The 15,611-nt window shown below is 46.9% G+C and carries 22 protein-coding genes; 15 read left to right on the top strand and 7 right to left on the bottom strand.

All coding sequences use genetic code 11. From position 1 onward, the window contains the following. Positions 1-29 precede the first annotated feature (29 nt). Both KNO92_RS02275 and KNO92_RS02270 read left to right on the top strand, forming a co-directional pair. Complete coding sequence (locus KNO92_RS02275; protein ID WP_214759956.1) at positions 30-1,034, top strand: S66 family peptidase; 1,005 nt, start codon at positions 30-32, stop codon at positions 1,032-1,034. After that, positions 1,031-1,621, top strand: a complete 591-nt coding sequence (locus KNO92_RS02270) for an NUDIX hydrolase (RefSeq protein WP_214695029.1) — start codon at positions 1,031-1,033, stop codon at positions 1,619-1,621. Before KNO92_RS02275 ends, KNO92_RS02270 begins: the two co-directional genes overlap by 4 nt. Here KNO92_RS02270 and KNO92_RS02265 read toward each other — a convergent pair. Then, positions 1,610-2,074, bottom strand: coding sequence for a GNAT family N-acetyltransferase (locus KNO92_RS02265; RefSeq protein WP_214695026.1), 465 nt, complete (start codon positions 2,072-2,074; stop codon positions 1,610-1,612). The genes KNO92_RS02270 and KNO92_RS02265 overlap by 12 nt on opposite strands. Positions 2,075-2,124: 50 nt before the next feature. Between KNO92_RS02265 and KNO92_RS02260 the strand changes: the two genes are divergently transcribed. From KNO92_RS02260 to KNO92_RS02250, 3 genes are all read left to right on the top strand, one after another. Next, the gene (locus KNO92_RS02260; protein WP_214759954.1) at positions 2,125-2,916 is read left to right on the top strand and encodes a GNAT family N-acetyltransferase; all 792 of its coding nucleotides are present in this window, start codon (positions 2,125-2,127) and stop codon (positions 2,914-2,916) included. Further along, positions 2,913-3,098, top strand: coding sequence for a hypothetical protein (locus tag KNO92_RS02255; protein WP_214759951.1), 186 nt, complete (start codon positions 2,913-2,915; stop codon positions 3,096-3,098). Before KNO92_RS02260 ends, KNO92_RS02255 begins: the two co-directional genes overlap by 4 nt. Before the next feature lie 164 nt (positions 3,099-3,262). Continuing rightward, a complete protein-coding gene (locus KNO92_RS02250; RefSeq protein ID WP_214759948.1) occupies positions 3,263-4,246 on the top strand; it encodes a M23 family metallopeptidase in 984 nt (327 codons plus the stop codon). Between the two features lie 44 nt (positions 4,247-4,290). Here the strand turns inward: KNO92_RS02250 and KNO92_RS02245 are convergent, their stop codons facing one another. After that, a complete protein-coding gene (locus tag KNO92_RS02245) occupies positions 4,291-4,836 on the bottom strand; it encodes a TraR/DksA C4-type zinc finger protein (RefSeq protein WP_074035454.1) in 546 nt (181 codons plus the stop codon). Positions 4,837-4,986: 150 nt separating this feature from the next. On the opposite strand from KNO92_RS02245, the gene KNO92_RS02240 reads away from it, so the two are divergent. Genes KNO92_RS02240 through KNO92_RS02225 form a run of 4 tightly spaced genes read left to right on the top strand, consistent with a single transcriptional unit; the run spans position 4,987 to position 6,645 of the window. Continuing rightward, entirely contained in the window at positions 4,987-5,511 is a 525-nt protein-coding gene (locus tag KNO92_RS02240; protein ID WP_214759945.1) for a GrpB family protein, read from the top strand. Positions 5,512-5,568: 57 nt separating this feature from the next. Beyond that, positions 5,569-5,868: a hypothetical protein gene (locus KNO92_RS02235; RefSeq protein ID WP_214759943.1), complete on the top strand. Its 300-nt coding sequence runs from the start codon at positions 5,569-5,571 to the stop codon at positions 5,866-5,868. Continuing rightward, positions 5,868-6,341, top strand: a complete 474-nt coding sequence (locus KNO92_RS02230) for a GNAT family N-acetyltransferase (protein WP_214759941.1) — start codon at positions 5,868-5,870, stop codon at positions 6,339-6,341. The genes KNO92_RS02235 and KNO92_RS02230 overlap by 1 nt, the downstream gene beginning before the upstream one ends. A gap of 4 nt (positions 6,342-6,345) precedes the next feature. Next, complete coding sequence (locus KNO92_RS02225; RefSeq protein ID WP_214759938.1) at positions 6,346-6,645, top strand: hypothetical protein; 300 nt, start codon at positions 6,346-6,348, stop codon at positions 6,643-6,645. A 38-nt stretch (positions 6,646-6,683) separates the two neighbouring features. On the opposite strand, the gene KNO92_RS02220 is transcribed toward KNO92_RS02225, so the two are convergent. The 3 genes from KNO92_RS02220 to KNO92_RS02210 all read right to left on the bottom strand — a co-directional run bounded on the left by KNO92_RS02220 (position 6,684) and on the right by KNO92_RS02210 (position 10,097). Further along, on the bottom strand, positions 6,684-7,541 hold the full coding sequence (locus KNO92_RS02220; protein WP_214759935.1) for a pirin family protein: 858 nt from the start codon (positions 7,539-7,541) through the stop codon (positions 6,684-6,686). Between the two features lie 107 nt (positions 7,542-7,648). Next, positions 7,649-8,914 carry a hypothetical protein gene (locus KNO92_RS02215; protein WP_214759933.1) on the bottom strand — a complete coding sequence of 422 codons (1,266 nt, stop codon included), beginning with the start codon at positions 8,912-8,914 and terminating at the stop codon, positions 7,649-7,651. A 286-nt stretch (positions 8,915-9,200) separates the two neighbouring features. After that, positions 9,201-10,097 carry an aldo/keto reductase gene (locus KNO92_RS02210; RefSeq protein WP_214694996.1) on the bottom strand — a complete coding sequence of 299 codons (897 nt, stop codon included), beginning with the start codon at positions 10,095-10,097 and terminating at the stop codon, positions 9,201-9,203. Between the two features lie 148 nt (positions 10,098-10,245). On the opposite strand from KNO92_RS02210, the gene KNO92_RS02205 reads away from it, so the two are divergent. The 5 genes from KNO92_RS02205 (at position 10,246) to KNO92_RS02185 (ending at position 12,650) form a co-directional block, all read left to right on the top strand. Then, positions 10,246-10,857 carry a protein kinase family protein gene (locus tag KNO92_RS02205; protein WP_214694995.1) on the top strand — a complete coding sequence of 204 codons (612 nt, stop codon included), beginning with the start codon at positions 10,246-10,248 and terminating at the stop codon, positions 10,855-10,857. Positions 10,858-10,938: 81 nt separating this feature from the next. After that, entirely contained in the window at positions 10,939-11,268 is a 330-nt protein-coding gene (locus KNO92_RS02200; protein ID WP_214694993.1) for a four-helix bundle copper-binding protein, read from the top strand. A gap of 92 nt (positions 11,269-11,360) precedes the next feature. Continuing rightward, positions 11,361-11,873, top strand: coding sequence for a GNAT family N-acetyltransferase (locus KNO92_RS02195; RefSeq protein WP_214759930.1), 513 nt, complete (start codon positions 11,361-11,363; stop codon positions 11,871-11,873). 66 nt (positions 11,874-11,939) lie between these two features. Beyond that, on the top strand, positions 11,940-12,278 hold the full coding sequence (locus KNO92_RS02190; RefSeq protein WP_074035492.1) for a zinc ribbon domain-containing protein YjdM: 339 nt from the start codon (positions 11,940-11,942) through the stop codon (positions 12,276-12,278). 189 nt (positions 12,279-12,467) lie between these two features. Next, positions 12,468-12,650, top strand: a complete 183-nt coding sequence (locus KNO92_RS02185; protein ID WP_214759928.1) for a DUF6440 family protein — start codon at positions 12,468-12,470, stop codon at positions 12,648-12,650. A 65-nt stretch (positions 12,651-12,715) separates the two neighbouring features. Here the strand turns inward: KNO92_RS02185 and KNO92_RS02180 are convergent, their stop codons facing one another. Next, positions 12,716-14,173 carry an aldehyde dehydrogenase family protein gene (locus KNO92_RS02180; protein ID WP_214694989.1) on the bottom strand — a complete coding sequence of 486 codons (1,458 nt, stop codon included), beginning with the start codon at positions 14,171-14,173 and terminating at the stop codon, positions 12,716-12,718. A 253-nt stretch (positions 14,174-14,426) separates the two neighbouring features. Here KNO92_RS02180 and KNO92_RS02175 point away from each other — a divergent pair, with 253 nt between their 5' ends. After that, the gene (locus KNO92_RS02175; protein ID WP_214694983.1) at positions 14,427-15,104 is read left to right on the top strand and encodes a YjjG family noncanonical pyrimidine nucleotidase; all 678 of its coding nucleotides are present in this window, start codon (positions 14,427-14,429) and stop codon (positions 15,102-15,104) included. Positions 15,105-15,106: 2 nt separating this feature from the next. Here the strand turns inward: KNO92_RS02175 and KNO92_RS02170 are convergent, their stop codons facing one another. Continuing rightward, positions 15,107-15,556 carry an NUDIX hydrolase gene (locus KNO92_RS02170; protein ID WP_214694981.1) on the bottom strand — a complete coding sequence of 150 codons (450 nt, stop codon included), beginning with the start codon at positions 15,554-15,556 and terminating at the stop codon, positions 15,107-15,109. Positions 15,557-15,611 lie beyond the last annotated feature (55 nt).

Here is a 15,611-nt window from a genome sequence, read left to right as displayed (position 1 = left end):
CGATGTTTACAGGAAATGGAGTGGAAATGATGATTGCACCACCACAGTTAAAGAACGGAGATACAATTGGGATCATCACGCCTTCTTTTCCAGCACCCGTGCAGTTTGAGGAGCGCTATCAACGAGGGATCAATCAGCTTAAGCGTATGGGGTTCAAGGTGAAAGAAGGCACATGTACATATGAATCAGAAGGGTATCGGTCATCCTCCATTCAGAATCGAGTGAACGAACTGAATGCGTTTTTGCATGACCCTGAAGTGAATGCGATTATCAGTACGATTGGAGGAACGAATTCGAACTCATTGCTCCCATATATCGACTATGAACAATTGCGACGCCACCCCAAAATCATTATGGGCTATAGTGATGTGACAGCAATTTTGATGGCGTGTTACGCCAAAACGGAGGTTGTCACGTTTTACGGACCGGCTGTCGTACCATCATTCGGCGAGTATGGTGGGATGTTCGAGAAAGGGTCCCAGTACGTACGAGATATCCTCAGTTTGGAGAAAACTGCCCCGTTCGATTTGGACGTGCCGAAAGAGTGGACCGAAGAGATGCTCGATTGGTCGACGCAGCAACGTATCAAAACCTTCCAACCGAATGAAGGATGGGTACCATTAAGGGATGGAAAGGCACAAGGCACATTGATTGGCGGGAATTTGAATACGATGTCAGGTTTCTTCAAATCGGACTATTATCCCGATTTGAAGGGGGCGATTCTTTTCCTGGAAGACTCGTTCAAAACGATGGCTGAAGAAGAACGTTCGCTTAGCATGTTGAAATTGGCTGGTGTATTTGATGAGATTTCGGGTCTGGTCATCGGCAAGCACGAACATTTCCAAGATCAATCAGCTCCGTTCTCGTTCAACGACTTGTTGCTTGAAGTCGTCGGCGACACGGACATCCCTATTTTGACGAATGTCGATATTGGTCATACGTTCCCGTCACACGTCTTCCCGATTGGCATTCAGGTCGAATTGGATGCGACGAATGGAACCATCCGGTTTTTAGAAGATGGGGTGTCAGCATGAAAGAATACCTCACGATATTTGACGAAAATCATCAAAAAATAGGAGAGAAAGAGCGGGGACAGGTTCATGTAGACGGAGATTGGCATGAGACGTTCCACTGCTGGTTCTGGAAAGACCAATTTGTCTATCTACAGCGTAGAAGTATGGAGAAACAGGATTTTCCCGGGAAATATGACATCACCGCAGCGGGACATCTCTCTTCAAACGAGACGTTCATTGATGGTATTCGTGAAATTGAAGAAGAGCTCGGACTGTCATTGACGTTCGAACAGCTCACAGCTCTTGGAATATTTGAAGACGTGATTGAACTGAACGGTTTCCTCGATCGCGAGTTTGCACATACGTATAGCTACGCTTATCAAGACGAACCGCTCCGTTTTGACGACCAGGAAGTGATGGACGTGGTAGCTGTGTACAGGGACGAGCTGATGGCGCTCACGGAAGGACGATTGCGTACGATTGAAGGAAACTCCATCCTGACGAACCATCTCGTTCAAATCACACAAGCCGATTTAGTTCCGCATCGTCTGACGTATTGGCACCGTATATGTGAGGGATTGGCACGAATCGATGCGTCAAATCGATAAAGAGAGAATTCTCTGCTCGCCGATCGGTCCACCGATTCGACGTCCGGTATCGACCCATCCGTTTGTCGTATAAAGTGTAAACGCCACATCATTTTTCAGGTTGACGGACAATACGACTTCACGGATATGAGGGAAATGTTGACGCACGAACTTCGGAAGTTCTTGGAGTGCCGCTTTTGCGTACCCCTTGCCTTGATCTGCCTCATTGATGGCAAAAGCCGAGAAGAGCAGCGCATGTGGTTCATCCGTATAAGAAGCGACTCGTTCGTTGTCATGTAGTAAAAACATTCCGACTGGCTTCTGCTCGACGACAACAATCGGATGAACGCCTTCAGGAAGTGGGTCGTCCATGTCTTTTGGAAGGGTTGTATACTTTTCTTGGTCCGTCGGCAACGTGAACGTATCGAGAATCGGTCGATGCGTATCATTTCGATATTCTAATGAGATGTTCATAAGGCGTCTCCTTCTGGCTTTATTGATTTCATTCAGAAAAGGGGAATTATATGACTACACAAGTTACATATCGTCAAAATCCGCCTGTACAAGATCTATATCGGGCGTTTATGACTGGTTTTTCTGATTATATCATTCCGTTCCAATTCGATGAGCAGACGTTTGAAGACGTCTTTCTCGTACGAGACCAAAATCAGCCGTCTCGTTCAATCGTCGCTTATGACGGGGAAGAGCCGGTCGGCGTCGTATTGAGTGGGATTGCATATCTCGATTCGGGATGGCAGACACGTTGCGGCGGACTTGCTGTCGCCCCGCAAGCTCGGAAATTAGGCGTTGCGACCGAGTTGATGCAACGATTTGAAGAGGACGCAAAAGGGACTCGTCTGCTCGAAGTGATTCAAGGGAACGATGCAGCGTTGTCGCTTTATCATCAACTTGGATATAAGACGACACGTGAAATCTATTACTTTCAGGCGGTACCACTTGAAACGACTGCTCACATGACTTCGGAACCGATTCAAACGTTGTTCGACCGACTATACCCGACAGCTCAGCATGTTCCGATTTGGCAACGCGATGTGCGCGTGACTCAACAGGAGGCGGAACTTGTGAAAGTGATCGAAGACGAACGAGAAGGATTTTTGTTATACCGCGATCATGTATTGCTTGATGTTTTTGGTCACGCTGAAGATGCAGAATGGTTATTGCGCGCGGCTGCGGCCCGATCCCCACTTCACCTCACTTTGACGTCCGACCGTCCTGAATGGATAGAAGCGGCACGCCGACTAGGATTTGTACAAGATGACATTTCGCAGTTTGAAATGGTGAAAGACGAACGATGAAGCGATTATTACTTGTTTGTATCATCGGATTGATGTTAGGAAATACAGCGACCATCATCGCGCTGACGACGAATCTCTCGCCAGGAACGGTGAATTTGTTGCTAACAGGTGGGGTTGGACTGACCATCTTGTCAGTCATCGGCATCGTCCTTGCTGGATATTATACGAGAAAACGCAAGTGAAATCCTTGTGAAGTAATGCTTGAAAATATCACATCGTCCTGTCATGTATGACATGAAAATGAAAAACTTCATTTATTGAAATGTTTAACCCCCAGTGGTATATTCGCATATGTAGCTTTTTTTGAAGTTCATGAATGTATCAATTTGGAGGGTTTATTATATATATGTGGAAACAACTGATCATGACAGCAGGTGTCGGCGTACTCTTGTTCCAAGGACAAACCGCATCCGCTAACGAAATGACCCCGCAAGACCTCGTTCAAACGGAGAAATCTGTCCAACAAACTACGAAACAAGTCAAAGAAACGAAACAAGCCATTCAAAAAATCCAGTCAAAGTTGGATGAAGTCAATCAAAACGCGGAAGTATTGCGTGACAAGATTGAAGGCACTTCTGAAGAATTAGAAGCGGTCGAAGAGGAACTCGTTCCGACTGAACAGTCACTCTTTGCGAAAGTCGTATCTTCTGTTCTACCGAGTGCGAAAGCGGAGGCTGCTGAGGCCGAGGAAGCGCATCAAGCACTCGTTGAGAAGAAAGAACAAGCGAACGAAACGCTGAAGCAGCTAAAAGAAGATCAACAACAGATTGAAGCGACACGTCAAGACGTGAAGACGGCATATGACGAGAAATCGAAACAATATAAGAAACAAACGAACCAGTTAAGTGATTTGAAAAAACAGTACGAAGCGATGGCGCCTGATCGGTTCTTGATGCCTGCAGAAGGACGTCTCTCACAAGGGTTCGGTGCAGCAAGCGGACAGTTCGGATACACGTTCCACAACGGTCTTGATATTGCCGCTAAAACAGGTACACCGATTTACGCCGCAGAAGCTGGAAAAGTCACAAAAGTTAGCTCAAGTGGACCTTATGGAAACCATATTCAAATTGAGCATAACGTAGATGGCCAGAAATGGACGACGGTCTATGCCCATATGCATAAAGTCGATGTGAAAAAAGGTCAGACGGTGCGCCAAGGTGAACCGATTGGTCAAATCGGAAACACGGGCAACTCGTCAGGTCCACACTTACACTTTGAAATTCATAAAGGGAACTACAATTTCTCAGCTAGTTCAGCTGGAAATGCCGTCAACCCGATGAAAGTGGCAGAGCGCCTTGGTGGTGCTTCTCCAGTGAAAGCAACGTTTTAATCAGACAGATGCCCTGAGCCTCGTAAACGAGGTCAGGGCATTTTTCATTGTTCGCGTGTCGGGTCGTGGTTGCCTTCACTATCGGCAATCGTATCCGAACTGCCGTAATCTTCAACTTGTGAAAAGGCATCCGTTTTTTGACCGGGTTCATCCGTTCCGTCCAGTTCTTTGCGACGGGCCGTCTCGTTCGGGTTCAATACGTCTTCTTCGACCGGTCGATCGAGTTCATGTTCGTGCTCTTCTTCTTCCTGTGCACGAGCATGTTCGATGCAAAGTGTAGCTTCTGGGATGACTTCAAGCCGGTCCAGTTCAATGTCTTTCCCGCACACTTCACATTTGCCATACGTACCATTCTGGATGGCGAGTAGTGCTTTATCGACATCGCTCAAAAACTCTTCGTCGAGCTCGTTGAGCGCTTGGTCGCGTTCTCGTAAAAAGAGTTCTTCACCGGAATCGGCCGGGTGATTATCGTAATGAGAGAGCTCGCCTTCATCATACGTCTCTTCTCGGCTATCCATGTAACCTTCTGTTTTTGCTTTTTCTTTCAACAGACGTTTTTTAAACGTTTCGATTTGTTCTGCAGTCAACATATTGATTCACTCTCCAGTTCTCAAGTCATTAATATAAGGTTTCCCATTTTATATGCGCACAAACCTTTTGAAGTGGAATCCATTATGTCGAGAGGGGAAAAGGGTATGATGACAATAGAGCATATGGATTTTAGTGAGGAGGAAAGAATCATGAGAAAAGTTGAAGTGGTCGCATATCATCCGGAATGGAAGCACCGATTTGAAGAAGAGGCAGGGAAATTGAGCCGATTGTTTGAAGGAGAGCTCGTTGCGATTCATCATATTGGGAGCACCTCGGTCGAAGGGCTCGCGGCGAAGCCAATCATCGATATGATGCCTGTCGTACGGGACATCGAACGAGTTGATGCGTATACGGAACGGATGGAAGCACTCGGGTATCGAGGGCTCGGTGAATACGGTATTCCAAAGCGTCGCTATTTCCGAAAGGGCGAAGAGGAGCGGACGGTTCACGTACATGTGTTTGAAGAAGGGAACCCAGATGTCTTGAGACACCTCGCCTTCCGGGATTACTTACGTACATTCCCTGACGTACGCGATGCGTATGGAGAGTTGAAGTTGCAACTCGCAGCGCAACATCCGGAAGATATGGAAGGCTACATTCAAGGAAAACATGAGTGGATCATCGAAACGGAACGACTGGCGACGAAGTGGTATAAAGAAAATCATGGCGTGTGAAACCTTTTTGTGGGAATCGTCGTATAATACATCAAACCTTGAAGGGGGAGATCTCATATGAAATGGTTTCTTGGAAAATGCGTAGAATACTCCTTGGCTGCACTCGTATTCGTCGGATTGTTCTTCATCCTCCGGATGATCGCCGGAGATACAGATAAAGGGTATATGTTGACGGTACTCGGTTCATTTTTTCTTGTGTTGCCGATTTCGCTTCTTATGGGTTACTTCTTGGCCCGTCCGCTTCAACGTCGCCTAGAAGGGAAAGGGACTTCGACTTCGAAAGAGCATATGTTGCATGGGACTGAAAAACCACATGGTGTGATAGAAGATCGGAATCACACAGGATTTAACGGTTGATGGATAGCGTGTTCGTCTCAACAACAGATGCCCGACTCATCGCTCGATTAAATCGTTCCATTCATGAGCATCACGTCCGCATGAATTCAGATTACTTTGCAGAGTATGAGGAAGAGAAGATGTATGAAGCCTTTCTAACGCTGATAGGGAGACCGAATCATCATTTCATGGTGATGGAAGTAGAAGCAACCCCTGTCGGCTACATATGGTTCGAGGAGAAAGTGAGTGAGGCGACCGCGTTTCGCCAAGCCGTTCGAACGGTATATGTACATCACATCAGCATCGATACGATGTATCAGCGCAAAGGATACGGACGACGCATGATGGAGTGGATCGAGCAATGGGCACTTGATCACCAATTCAAGTCGATTGAGTTGGACTATTGGATGATCAACAGCGAAGCGGCCTCTTTTTATGACGAGATCGGATTCGTTCCGAAACGTCAGATTGTCATGAAAGCATTGGGGGAATGAGCAAATGGAATGGATCACAATTGGATTAGGAATTCTCGGAGTACTTTCATTAGGTTGGTTCTTTTATAGTTACTGGCTCGGATATAAAGGGGGAAACATCGTCATGACCCTCGATGAGCATTACACGAAGTTAGAAGAATACGTGCCTGCCATTTTGGCGAAGCTATATGAAGACGGCAAGGCTGCCCATTACCTTGGGGACCGCAAGTTCGAAGTCGAAGGCAAACGTTACGTCCTTGTGGAGCGTACTGTACCAATCGGTCACGTTCCGACACAACAAACCGTATTACAACCGGAAAAATGAACGAAAGGGAGCTCTCGCGAATGAGATGCTCCCTTTGTTTATTTGACGGCTGGAGGGCCGAAGCCTCCGCTGTGATAGTCGCGGAAGGCTTGGTGAATCTCTTCTTCCGTATTCATCACGAAAGGACCGTGTGCGATATACTCTTCCCGAATCGGTTTTCCCGAATAGATGAGGACGCGTGTGCGGCTTGTCGCTTGGAGGTGAAGGGTACTCATCGCATCGGATGTTTCATCAAACGTCAGTGTCGCCACATCCGTCTTATCGAGCGGGATACTGGACGTCCCGACTTCAACAGATCCTGCTAGGACATACAGGAAGCTGTTATGATTCGCAGGAAGGACATGTTCGTACGCACTCCCTTCTTTCAACCATATTTCGGTCATTGTGATTGGAACGAGACTCTCCATCGGTCCTTTCATACCGGCAATTTCGCCAGAGTAGACACGAAGCTGCCCACCGTCAATCAGAACAACCGGCGCGTCTTCGACATACATATTTTGATAAGAGGTCGTCGTTGTTTTTAGTGACTTCGGCAAATTCAACCACAATTGAAGGGTATGGATGAGGTCATCATCGACGGCTTCCTCAGCGTGGCGAGCCGCCCATCCGGCGTTCATATATTGGACATCACCGGCATCTAAAATCGAATGTCCTCCATGATTGTCAATGTGTTCGAGACGCCCGTCGATGACATATGTGATCGTCTGGAACCCACGATGTGGATGATCGGAAAACGTTCCTCGTTTGAACCAGTCTTCGGCCATCAAAATGAAGGGGTCGAACGCTTCTTTTTGTTCAGGTGGTAATACCCAACCTTGTTGAACGTGCGGATATCCGTTTTGGCGATAACTGACGCGCCAATGCTTGTCGACATCTCTAACAAATGAATTGGTCACAACACTTCACTCCTTTCTCTTTTTATCTTCCCAAAAAACGTTTTCGTTAGGGTCTAATTTGCTTCATGGATATACAAAAAAGGCAGATGCGCTTGGCATCTGCCGAATCAACTATTGTCTTTAAATAGGTTATGCCACTTGATGGCGTCCTCACGTAACAGTTTAAAGTGGGCCCCCGTCTCCGCATTCGTTACGTAGACATCGTTCCCGTCATAACTCACGTCAAACGTTTGGGCACATACACCTTGAAACAGTGTTAAGTAAGGAACGGGTGCAGGTGTTCCTGCGTGAGATGTCGCATTCGCCTGCTCAATCGCACGGAAGAGAAAGTCTACTTCTTCTGTTCCGACATGCTGTAAAAACGAGGCGTCTTTTGACTCTGTACCGAGAAGCGCTAACTCATGAAACAGGGCATGGCGTTCACCGCTTAACGTTTCATGAATCTGTTTATTCAATTCCTCACCATCCATTAATTCTAGTTGATGATACGTGATGGAGACGAGCTGACGGTGCGCCGTTCTGTCTTTCATGTACGTAAAACTATACAGTGGATAGCTGTGTCCGGGTATAAGAACAGATGGCAATTGAGATGCTGCCTTCGCACCGAATACCTGTGACATATGACCATCTTTCGGTCGTAAGACCGTTTGATAATCGTTTTGATCTGAACTGGTGTAAATCGCATATTGTAACGTATCATCCGATTGCTCTGTCCCGAGACCTACTGACAGATAAGGATGACGTGATGCATCAATCGGAATCATCAGACGCTCTTCTCCTTCTGACGATGTCAATGTCAGTTCAAATTCTCCGTTAAACGGCATCGTGATATGGAAGAGGGTATGTTCGATTCCGGTTCGTTCTGGATAGGGCTCATTACCTATCGACTTTTTCATCTCTTCAGCAAAGTGATCATATTCATGTGGTTCGGCAGAGCGAATCTTCGCGATATCTGGATAAGAGTCTGCTGTATATTGGACATCATGTAAGCTTTCAGGAATATTGTTTGTTTTGGTGACATACATAATCGAGTCTAGCTGACATTGTACGTACGATTCATTATTGACTGTAAACAATGTGGCCGTCGGGAACGCGGATGACGTGGCGACATCTGTTAAGGGCTGTGTCAACGTGACCGTTCCAAGCCAATGTCTCTCGCCGCTCGGGATTGTCGAAACTGCATTATCTGGTTGACACAATTCGATGATCAATGCGCGATCGGATTCAGGCATTTCGATTTGTTGTCCATTCGGTAACAAGGCACGTCCTTGATAATATTCTGGGGCAGGTTGGAGTCGGAGTGCGCGTTCTTCCTCGCATCCGAATAAGAAAAATAGGATGACGAGGGTACTGAAAATCAGGTACTTTTTCACATCGGTACTCTCCTTCGATGAATCACTTTCACCATTCTAGCACCATTTTTTTGTGACTTTAGTCTTAGGAAAATTAATGTGTTATTTTAAAAAAAAATTAAAAAACCCGTCCAACTTGAACTGGACGGGGGATAAAACCATTTATGTTTTATTTTTACTTTTAACCTTTTTTGCCGTGTCGATTTTTGACGAAAAAACGTTGATTTGAAGCAGATTTGAAAAATAGCAATTTTTAGTCTAAATCATCAAATTAGAATCAGATGGAATTTATTTGATGAAGTTCCCTTCAATCAACATCTCGACCGCGTGCTGCCTTCAAAATTTCGAACCATTCTTCACGCGTGAGATCGATTTGAAGTGCGTCGACACCTGTTTGAACGCGCTCGATTTTTCCTGATCCGATGATTGGCATGATGTTCGCAGGGTGTTTGATGAGCCATGCATACACAATCGAATCGATTCCGCTCGCATTGTGACGTGCGCGAATCTCCTCGAGTTTTTCACGAAGAGGTGCGTACTGTTCGTCTTTGAAAAGCTGCCCTCCTGCGAGTGGGCTCCAAGCCATGAGTGGCATCCGTTTTTCGTGACAAAGGTCAACCGACCCATCTTCGAAATGCTTCAATTGCATTGGAGAGAGTTCAAGTTGGTTCGTCACGAGTTGGAACGGGAGACGTGATTGAAGCAAGTTTTGTGTGGCCGGCACGTGGTTGGATACACCGAATTCACGTACTTTCCCGCTATCACGTAACGTAATGAAGGCCTCGGCCACTTCATCCGGGTTCATGAGTGGGTCTGGGCGGTGAATCAATAATGTATCAATGTGATCGATGGCAAGTTCTTTTAACGAACGCTCCGCTTGCGCGATGATATGTTCTTTTGTCGTGTCATAATAGTTGAGCGTTTGACCCGGATTGAATGATCCTGTCAATTTGATGCCCGTTTTTGTGACGATCTCCATTTGGTCACGGAGTTCAGGCTTTAGTTTTAACGCTTCCCCAAATAATCCTTCACATGTATAACCACCATAAATATCCGCATGGTCAAACGTCGTGATGCCGAGTTCGAGACATTGTTCGATGAACGTGAGACGTTCCTGTGGGGTCATGTCCCAATCAGCGAGTCGCCACATTCCATGGATGACGCGTGAGAATGATAGTTCTTCTGTTAAAGCGATGCGTTGCATAATAACTCCTCCTTGGTTGTCAGTCGCTTTTCATTATACGTCTTCAAAGAAAGCGCGTCACTTGTCACCCCCTCGAGCAGTTTTAGCGTCAAATGAGCTTGTATGCGCTATGATGATAAAGAAGAGAAACAGGAAAGAGGCGTGACAGATGAGTGACTATAAACCATATGCGGACGTCACCTTCGAGCGGGTGGGCGACTCGTTTCAGGTAATGGCGATGCACCCCGATCTTCAGTTACACGGGATTGGACGCAGTGCGGCCGTGTTTCGTTTAAAAGAAAGGGACCGCGTCATTAAAGTGTTCTTTCCGGGATACGAACAAATCGCAATCGAAGAGGCAGCCATCTATGAAAAGCTAAAAGAGCTTCCTTATTTTCCGACTTGTTATGAAGCGGGTGACTCTTATTTAGTCATGGATTACATCGAAGGGAAGACACTGTTTGAGTGTCTGACAGAGGGCATCTGGATTGACCCGTCTTATATCGAAATCGTGGACGAAGCACTTCGTCAAGCACGGTTGTTAGGATTGACCCCATCGGACGTCCATTTGCGAAACATTATTTTGACACCGAACGGACAAGTTTTCTTGATTGATTTGGCACGCTTTAGACAAGGACAACAAATCGACCATCAATGGGAAGACTTGAAGCGAATGTATCGTCTCTATCGTTATCGTTTCATGCCGAAACAGTATAATGAGGCCTTACTTAATCGAATCGCTTATTTGTACCGTAAACTCGTGAACGATCCGGATGTTTAATCTGGGTCGTTTTTCTTTTGTCGATTAGGGAACATGAGTAACGTGTCCAAATCCAAAGGAGAAGTGAAAGGGGAATGACGAATGGCTCATCGAATCTATGCGAATGAACTCGAAACACTCCACGAATGCGTGGAGACATGTAATTATTGCTTGGAATCCTGTCTAGAGGAAAAAGATGTACAGATGATGGTCGATTGTATCCGGCTCGACCGTGAATGTGCCGCGGCCTGTGCATTTCTCGCTGAGGCGATGACGCGTGATTCGGCATTTGTCCCAGAACTTGCTCGAGCGTGTGCGGTCATCTGCAAAGCCTGTGCACAAGAGTGTGGGAAACATAAACACGCGCATTGTCAGGAATGTGCACGCGTCTGTGCAGAATGCGCCTCGATGTGTGACCGCTTAGCAGCATAATCTGAGTGACTGGTCGATGGGACCGGTCACTTTTTTCGTGTCTTTTGAAGAGGGGATTCGTATAATGAAAAAAACGAGAAGTAGGTGTTTGTATGATTCGCAACTGTCGGCGAGACGATCTTCAAATGATTTTACATATTTATAATGACGCAATCGTGAACAGTACGGCCGTCTATCATTATGAACCGGTAACGCTCGAGAACAGGGTCGCCTGGTATGAAGAGAAGAAAGAACAAGACTGTCCGATCATCGTGTGGGTTGAGGATGATGTCGTCATGGGATTTGCGACGTTCGGGCCATTCCGCCCGTGGCCTGCATACCACTACACGGTCGAGCATTCCGTGTACGTACACCCTGGCTATCGCGGGAAAGGGATTGGCAATAAATTATTAAAGGAAATCATCCATATCGCAGAAGCGAGAGGGATGAAGACTGTGATTGGTGGAATTGACGCGTCGAACGTGACGAGTATCCGTGCCCATGAAAAAGTGGGATTCGTACATTCAGGAACGATTCGAAATGCCGGGTATAAATTCGGAAAATGGCTCGATTTATCGTTTTATCAACTGGATTTAGAAGGTCCTGCGTCACCCACGGAAGGATGAACCGTCTAGAAAGGGTGCCACTCCATACGATATACTGAAACGAGTGAATCGAATGGAGGAAAATGTATGAACGAGTACCCGAATTGCCCAAAATGCCAATCGTCTTATGTATATGAGGACGGTCCACTGCTCGTCTGCCCGGAGTGCGCCTATGAGTGGTCACCGAGCGAGGCAGCCGAAGCGGAAGCCGCGTCTCAAATCAAAGACGTGAACGGAAATCCACTTCAAGATGGAGATACTGTCACTGTCATCAAGGATTTGAAAGTGAAAGGCACATCGCTTGTCGTCAAACAAGGAACGAAAGTAAAAGGGATTCGACTTGTGGACGGTGACCATGATATCGACTGTAAAATCGACGGTCTAGGTGCGATGAAACTGAAGTCAGAGTTTGTGAAGAAAATCTAACATAACGTCAGACTGTCGACGAATTGGGGCGTGAAATGCGCCTTGGTTCGTCTTTTTTGTAAACTTTTGTTTATCGTAATGATGTAAATGAACTCTTAGAGTGATTGGAATGGTAAAAAATAGTATGTGCCTTATGTAGATATGAGATGATGAAGGCATTCTAAATCGAAAAAGAGGAGGAAGACATTCGTGGGACAACGATTTGTATTGAAGTCAAAACAGCATATGAGTGGTGGAATTATAAAAAATGTCGTGGATAGCTATACAGGCGTTCACTACTTGATGACTAGCGGCTTAGGATTGAGTGGAATGACGCCTCTCTTAGATGAACATGGAAAAGTCGTCATTGAGAAGCCGAAATCGACTTCGTGAAATCGTGGAGTATAGAATTCATACAAAAAACCAAGCTGATCAGCCTGGTTTTTTGTATGGCCGTATTATGAGAAGAATGGTTTATACTCGCGACGTTCATGCATGACCGACACCCATTGGAGAGTCGTGAACTCTTCGAGTACCCATTCGCCGTTGAAACGTCCGAGACCAGAGTTTTTCTCGCCTCCGAACGGCATGTGCGGTTCATCGTTGACCGACTGGTCGTTGACGTGAATCATGCCGGTTTCGACTTTTCGTGCGAAATTGGTCGCACGGTAAACCGAACCGTGGACGGCACCGCTCAATCCATACGGCAATTCATTCGAGAGACGGAGTGCCTCTTCGTCATCTTTAAACGACAGGATGACCGCAACCGGTCCAAAGATTTCATTTTTCGCAAGTGGCATGTCATTCGTGACACCACTGAGGACGGTCGGTTCGAGAACGTTGCCGTCGGCTGTTCCACCAGTATGAACGGTCGCACCTGCATCGACGGTTTTCTCGATTTGCTCTAAGATACGATCGATTTGATCGTGGTCGATGAGCGGACCGACTTGCGTGTCTTTTTCGTTCGGGTCACCCGCTTTTAACTGTTTAACACGCTCGACGTAACGTTTCACGAACTCGTCATGAATCGATTCAGCGACGAGGATTCGGTTCGTCGACATACAAATTTGCCCTTGATGGTAGAACTTGCTGTATACCGCAGATTCGACGGCACGGTCGAGGTCAGCATCATCGAGCACGACAAACACGTTATTCCCACCGAGTTCAAGAGCCGTCTTTTTCAATAGACGACCGGCTTTCTCTGCGATTCCTTGACCGACCTCGGTCGAACCTGTGAACGAGATGAGACGCGGAATCGGATGTTCGACGATGGCGTCGCCGATTTCAGACCCTCGTCCGACGACGACATTAAGTACGCCTTTTGGAAGTCCTGCTTCTTCAAAGAGCGATGCGAACAGAAGACCACCTGTGACCGGTGTCGCGGTAGCTGGTTTGACGACGACCGCATTCCCGGTCGCGAGAGCTGTCACGATTGAACGAACAGCCAAATGGAACGGGAAATTCCAAGGACTGATGATTCCGATGACCCCGAGTGGTTTCCGATAAACCCGGTTCTCTTTGTTCGGCACGACCGAAGGTTTGATGAGTCCGTCCATACGGAATGGGAATGTCGCGGCTTCCTTGATGATAGCCATTGATGCGGCAAATTCGCCTTCTGCCTTGATCCGTGTACTGCCAGACTCTTTCACGAGCCAGTCGACGATGTAGTCCTTGTTGTCCATCGTCACCTGAGCAAACTTCTCGATTAATTCCCGTCGTGCTTGCGGAAGCATGTCAGCCCAGTCCGTCTGAGACGCTTTGGCTGCTTCATAAGCACGATTCAAATCATCTTCATCCGCTGATTGAATCGAGAACAGTGTTTCGTTCGAGAACGGATTGACGTTGTCGATCAACTTCTCACTTGATCCGCTTACCCACTCACCATTGATGTGCATTTTCGTAAAATCTGTATGCATATAGAACACTCCTTTGTTTTTCTTCACCATAGGAAGTATTCACTTATTTTATAAAAATAAACATCTTAATCGGTCGAGCGATCAGACTTGAAGCATGACGTTTGAGACGGATAAGGGAAGTGGGGAGGTCTGTTAGCAAGAGTAGAAACATTCCATTACTAGAACTCAAGTGTGGGTTCGTCCATCACCACTCCTTTTGAAGTTCCTGAATACTTCCTGTACAGTTAGACGAAGAGAGGGGTTAGAAAGAAACATGAAACGATATGAAGCGATTTTATTTGATATTGATGACACGTTGTTAGATTTTAAGCAAAGTGAGCACGTCGCCTTAGAACAATTACTCGCATTCTACAATGTCCGGATGACGGATGAAGTGAAGGCGCGGTACGTCGACATTAACAGCGGCCTATGGCGCGCATTTGAGCGCGGCGAAGTAGACCGTGAAGAAGTACTCGTCGGTCGTCACACGAAACTGTTCGATTCGCTCGGACTCACGGTCGACGGTCCGCAGGTCGAACAGCAGTATCGGGACTACTTACATGCAGGCGTACACATGGTCGACGGCGCGTTAGAGATTGTCCAAACGCTGAGCGCGGACTATCCGCTCTATATCGTCACAAACGGTGTGACGGAGACGCAATTCAAACGGTTAGAGTCATCGGGACTATTGCCGTACTTCCAAGACGTCTTCGTATCGGATGCGACCGGCTCACAAAAACCGATGAAGCCGTTCTTTGACTACGTCTTTGATCGAATCCCGAACGTAAAGCCAGAGAAGGGCTTAATCATTGGCGACTCAGTCACGGCAGACATCGCAGGTGGGCGGATGTACGGCCTAGATACATGTTGGTTCAATCCGAATGAAGTGGCCGCGACGATGGAGTCGACGTACGAGATTCGACACTTAAACGAGTTGAAATCACTTCTCTAAGTTCAAGCCGGATTTAGTGAATGAGACGGCAAGCGATTCGGTAGTTGCGCGAGTACTTCTGGATAGAGTGTGACGTCTCGAAGACGGTCAAGTTTTTGCCAACGATAGATGAGGTGGTCTCCTTCAGGTCCGTAAAAGTCCCCTTCTTGGAGCGGGAGGTCACCGTCTACATAAAAATAGAGACCGATTTCATGAAACGGTTGGTCGTTGTAGGTAAACAAGTTCTCGTGGACGAAGGCGAACGTGGTATCGGTCACGCGCATATCCAATTCTTCATGTAGCTCGCGTGCGAGGGCGGTTGCGGCTTCTTCACCGAGCGTCACGCGACCACCAGGCAGTGCCCAAAAGTCATCTCGGATATTTCGGTGAATCAATACGTGTCCGTCTTTCACGAAAATACCGGCGACGCGGTAATTGAAGACGCCTTGTTCAGTCGGGAATACGAGGTCCATCTATATCACTTCCAATCTTTGTCATATGTTCTAGTATACCTGAAGGAGGGATATT

Source organism: Exiguobacterium sp. s129, assembly GCF_018617585.1.
Taxonomy (GTDB): domain Bacteria; phylum Bacillota; class Bacilli; order Exiguobacteriales; family Exiguobacteriaceae; genus Exiguobacterium; species Exiguobacterium aestuarii_A.
This window is presented reverse-complemented; position numbering and strand designations above follow the sequence as displayed.

Coding starts and splice junctions, on each gene's coding strand:
- KNO92_RS02275 (WP_214759956.1), top strand. CDS start 30: ATGATTGCACCACCACAGTTAAAGAACGGAGATACAATTGGGATCATC.
- KNO92_RS02265 (WP_214695026.1), bottom strand. CDS start 2,074: ATGAACATCTCATTAGAATATCGAAATGATACGCATCGACCGATTCTC.
- KNO92_RS02255 (WP_214759951.1), top strand. CDS start 2,913: ATGAAGCGATTATTACTTGTTTGTATCATCGGATTGATGTTAGGAAAT.
- KNO92_RS02230 (WP_214759941.1), top strand. CDS start 5,868: ATGGATAGCGTGTTCGTCTCAACAACAGATGCCCGACTCATCGCTCGA.
- KNO92_RS02200 (WP_214694993.1), top strand. CDS start 10,939: ATGGCTCATCGAATCTATGCGAATGAACTCGAAACACTCCACGAATGC.
- KNO92_RS02225 (WP_214759938.1), top strand. CDS start 6,346: ATGGAATGGATCACAATTGGATTAGGAATTCTCGGAGTACTTTCATTA.
- KNO92_RS02270 (WP_214695029.1), top strand. CDS start 1,031: ATGAAAGAATACCTCACGATATTTGACGAAAATCATCAAAAAATAGGA.
- KNO92_RS02190 (WP_074035492.1), top strand. CDS start 11,940: ATGAACGAGTACCCGAATTGCCCAAAATGCCAATCGTCTTATGTATAT.
- KNO92_RS02205 (WP_214694995.1), top strand. CDS start 10,246: ATGAGTGACTATAAACCATATGCGGACGTCACCTTCGAGCGGGTGGGC.
- KNO92_RS02235 (WP_214759943.1), top strand. CDS start 5,569: ATGAAATGGTTTCTTGGAAAATGCGTAGAATACTCCTTGGCTGCACTC.
- KNO92_RS02195 (WP_214759930.1), top strand. CDS start 11,361: ATGATTCGCAACTGTCGGCGAGACGATCTTCAAATGATTTTACATATT.
- KNO92_RS02240 (WP_214759945.1), top strand. CDS start 4,987: ATGAGAAAAGTTGAAGTGGTCGCATATCATCCGGAATGGAAGCACCGA.
- KNO92_RS02250 (WP_214759948.1), top strand. CDS start 3,263: ATGTGGAAACAACTGATCATGACAGCAGGTGTCGGCGTACTCTTGTTC.
- KNO92_RS02175 (WP_214694983.1), top strand. CDS start 14,427: ATGAAACGATATGAAGCGATTTTATTTGATATTGATGACACGTTGTTA.
- KNO92_RS02210 (WP_214694996.1), bottom strand. CDS start 10,097: ATGCAACGCATCGCTTTAACAGAAGAACTATCATTCTCACGCGTCATC.
- KNO92_RS02245 (WP_074035454.1), bottom strand. CDS start 4,836: ATGTTGACTGCAGAACAAATCGAAACGTTTAAAAAACGTCTGTTGAAA.
- KNO92_RS02260 (WP_214759954.1), top strand. CDS start 2,125: ATGACTACACAAGTTACATATCGTCAAAATCCGCCTGTACAAGATCTA.
- KNO92_RS02170 (WP_214694981.1), bottom strand. CDS start 15,556: ATGGACCTCGTATTCCCGACTGAACAAGGCGTCTTCAATTACCGCGTC.
- KNO92_RS02180 (WP_214694989.1), bottom strand. CDS start 14,173: ATGCATACAGATTTTACGAAAATGCACATCAATGGTGAGTGGGTAAGC.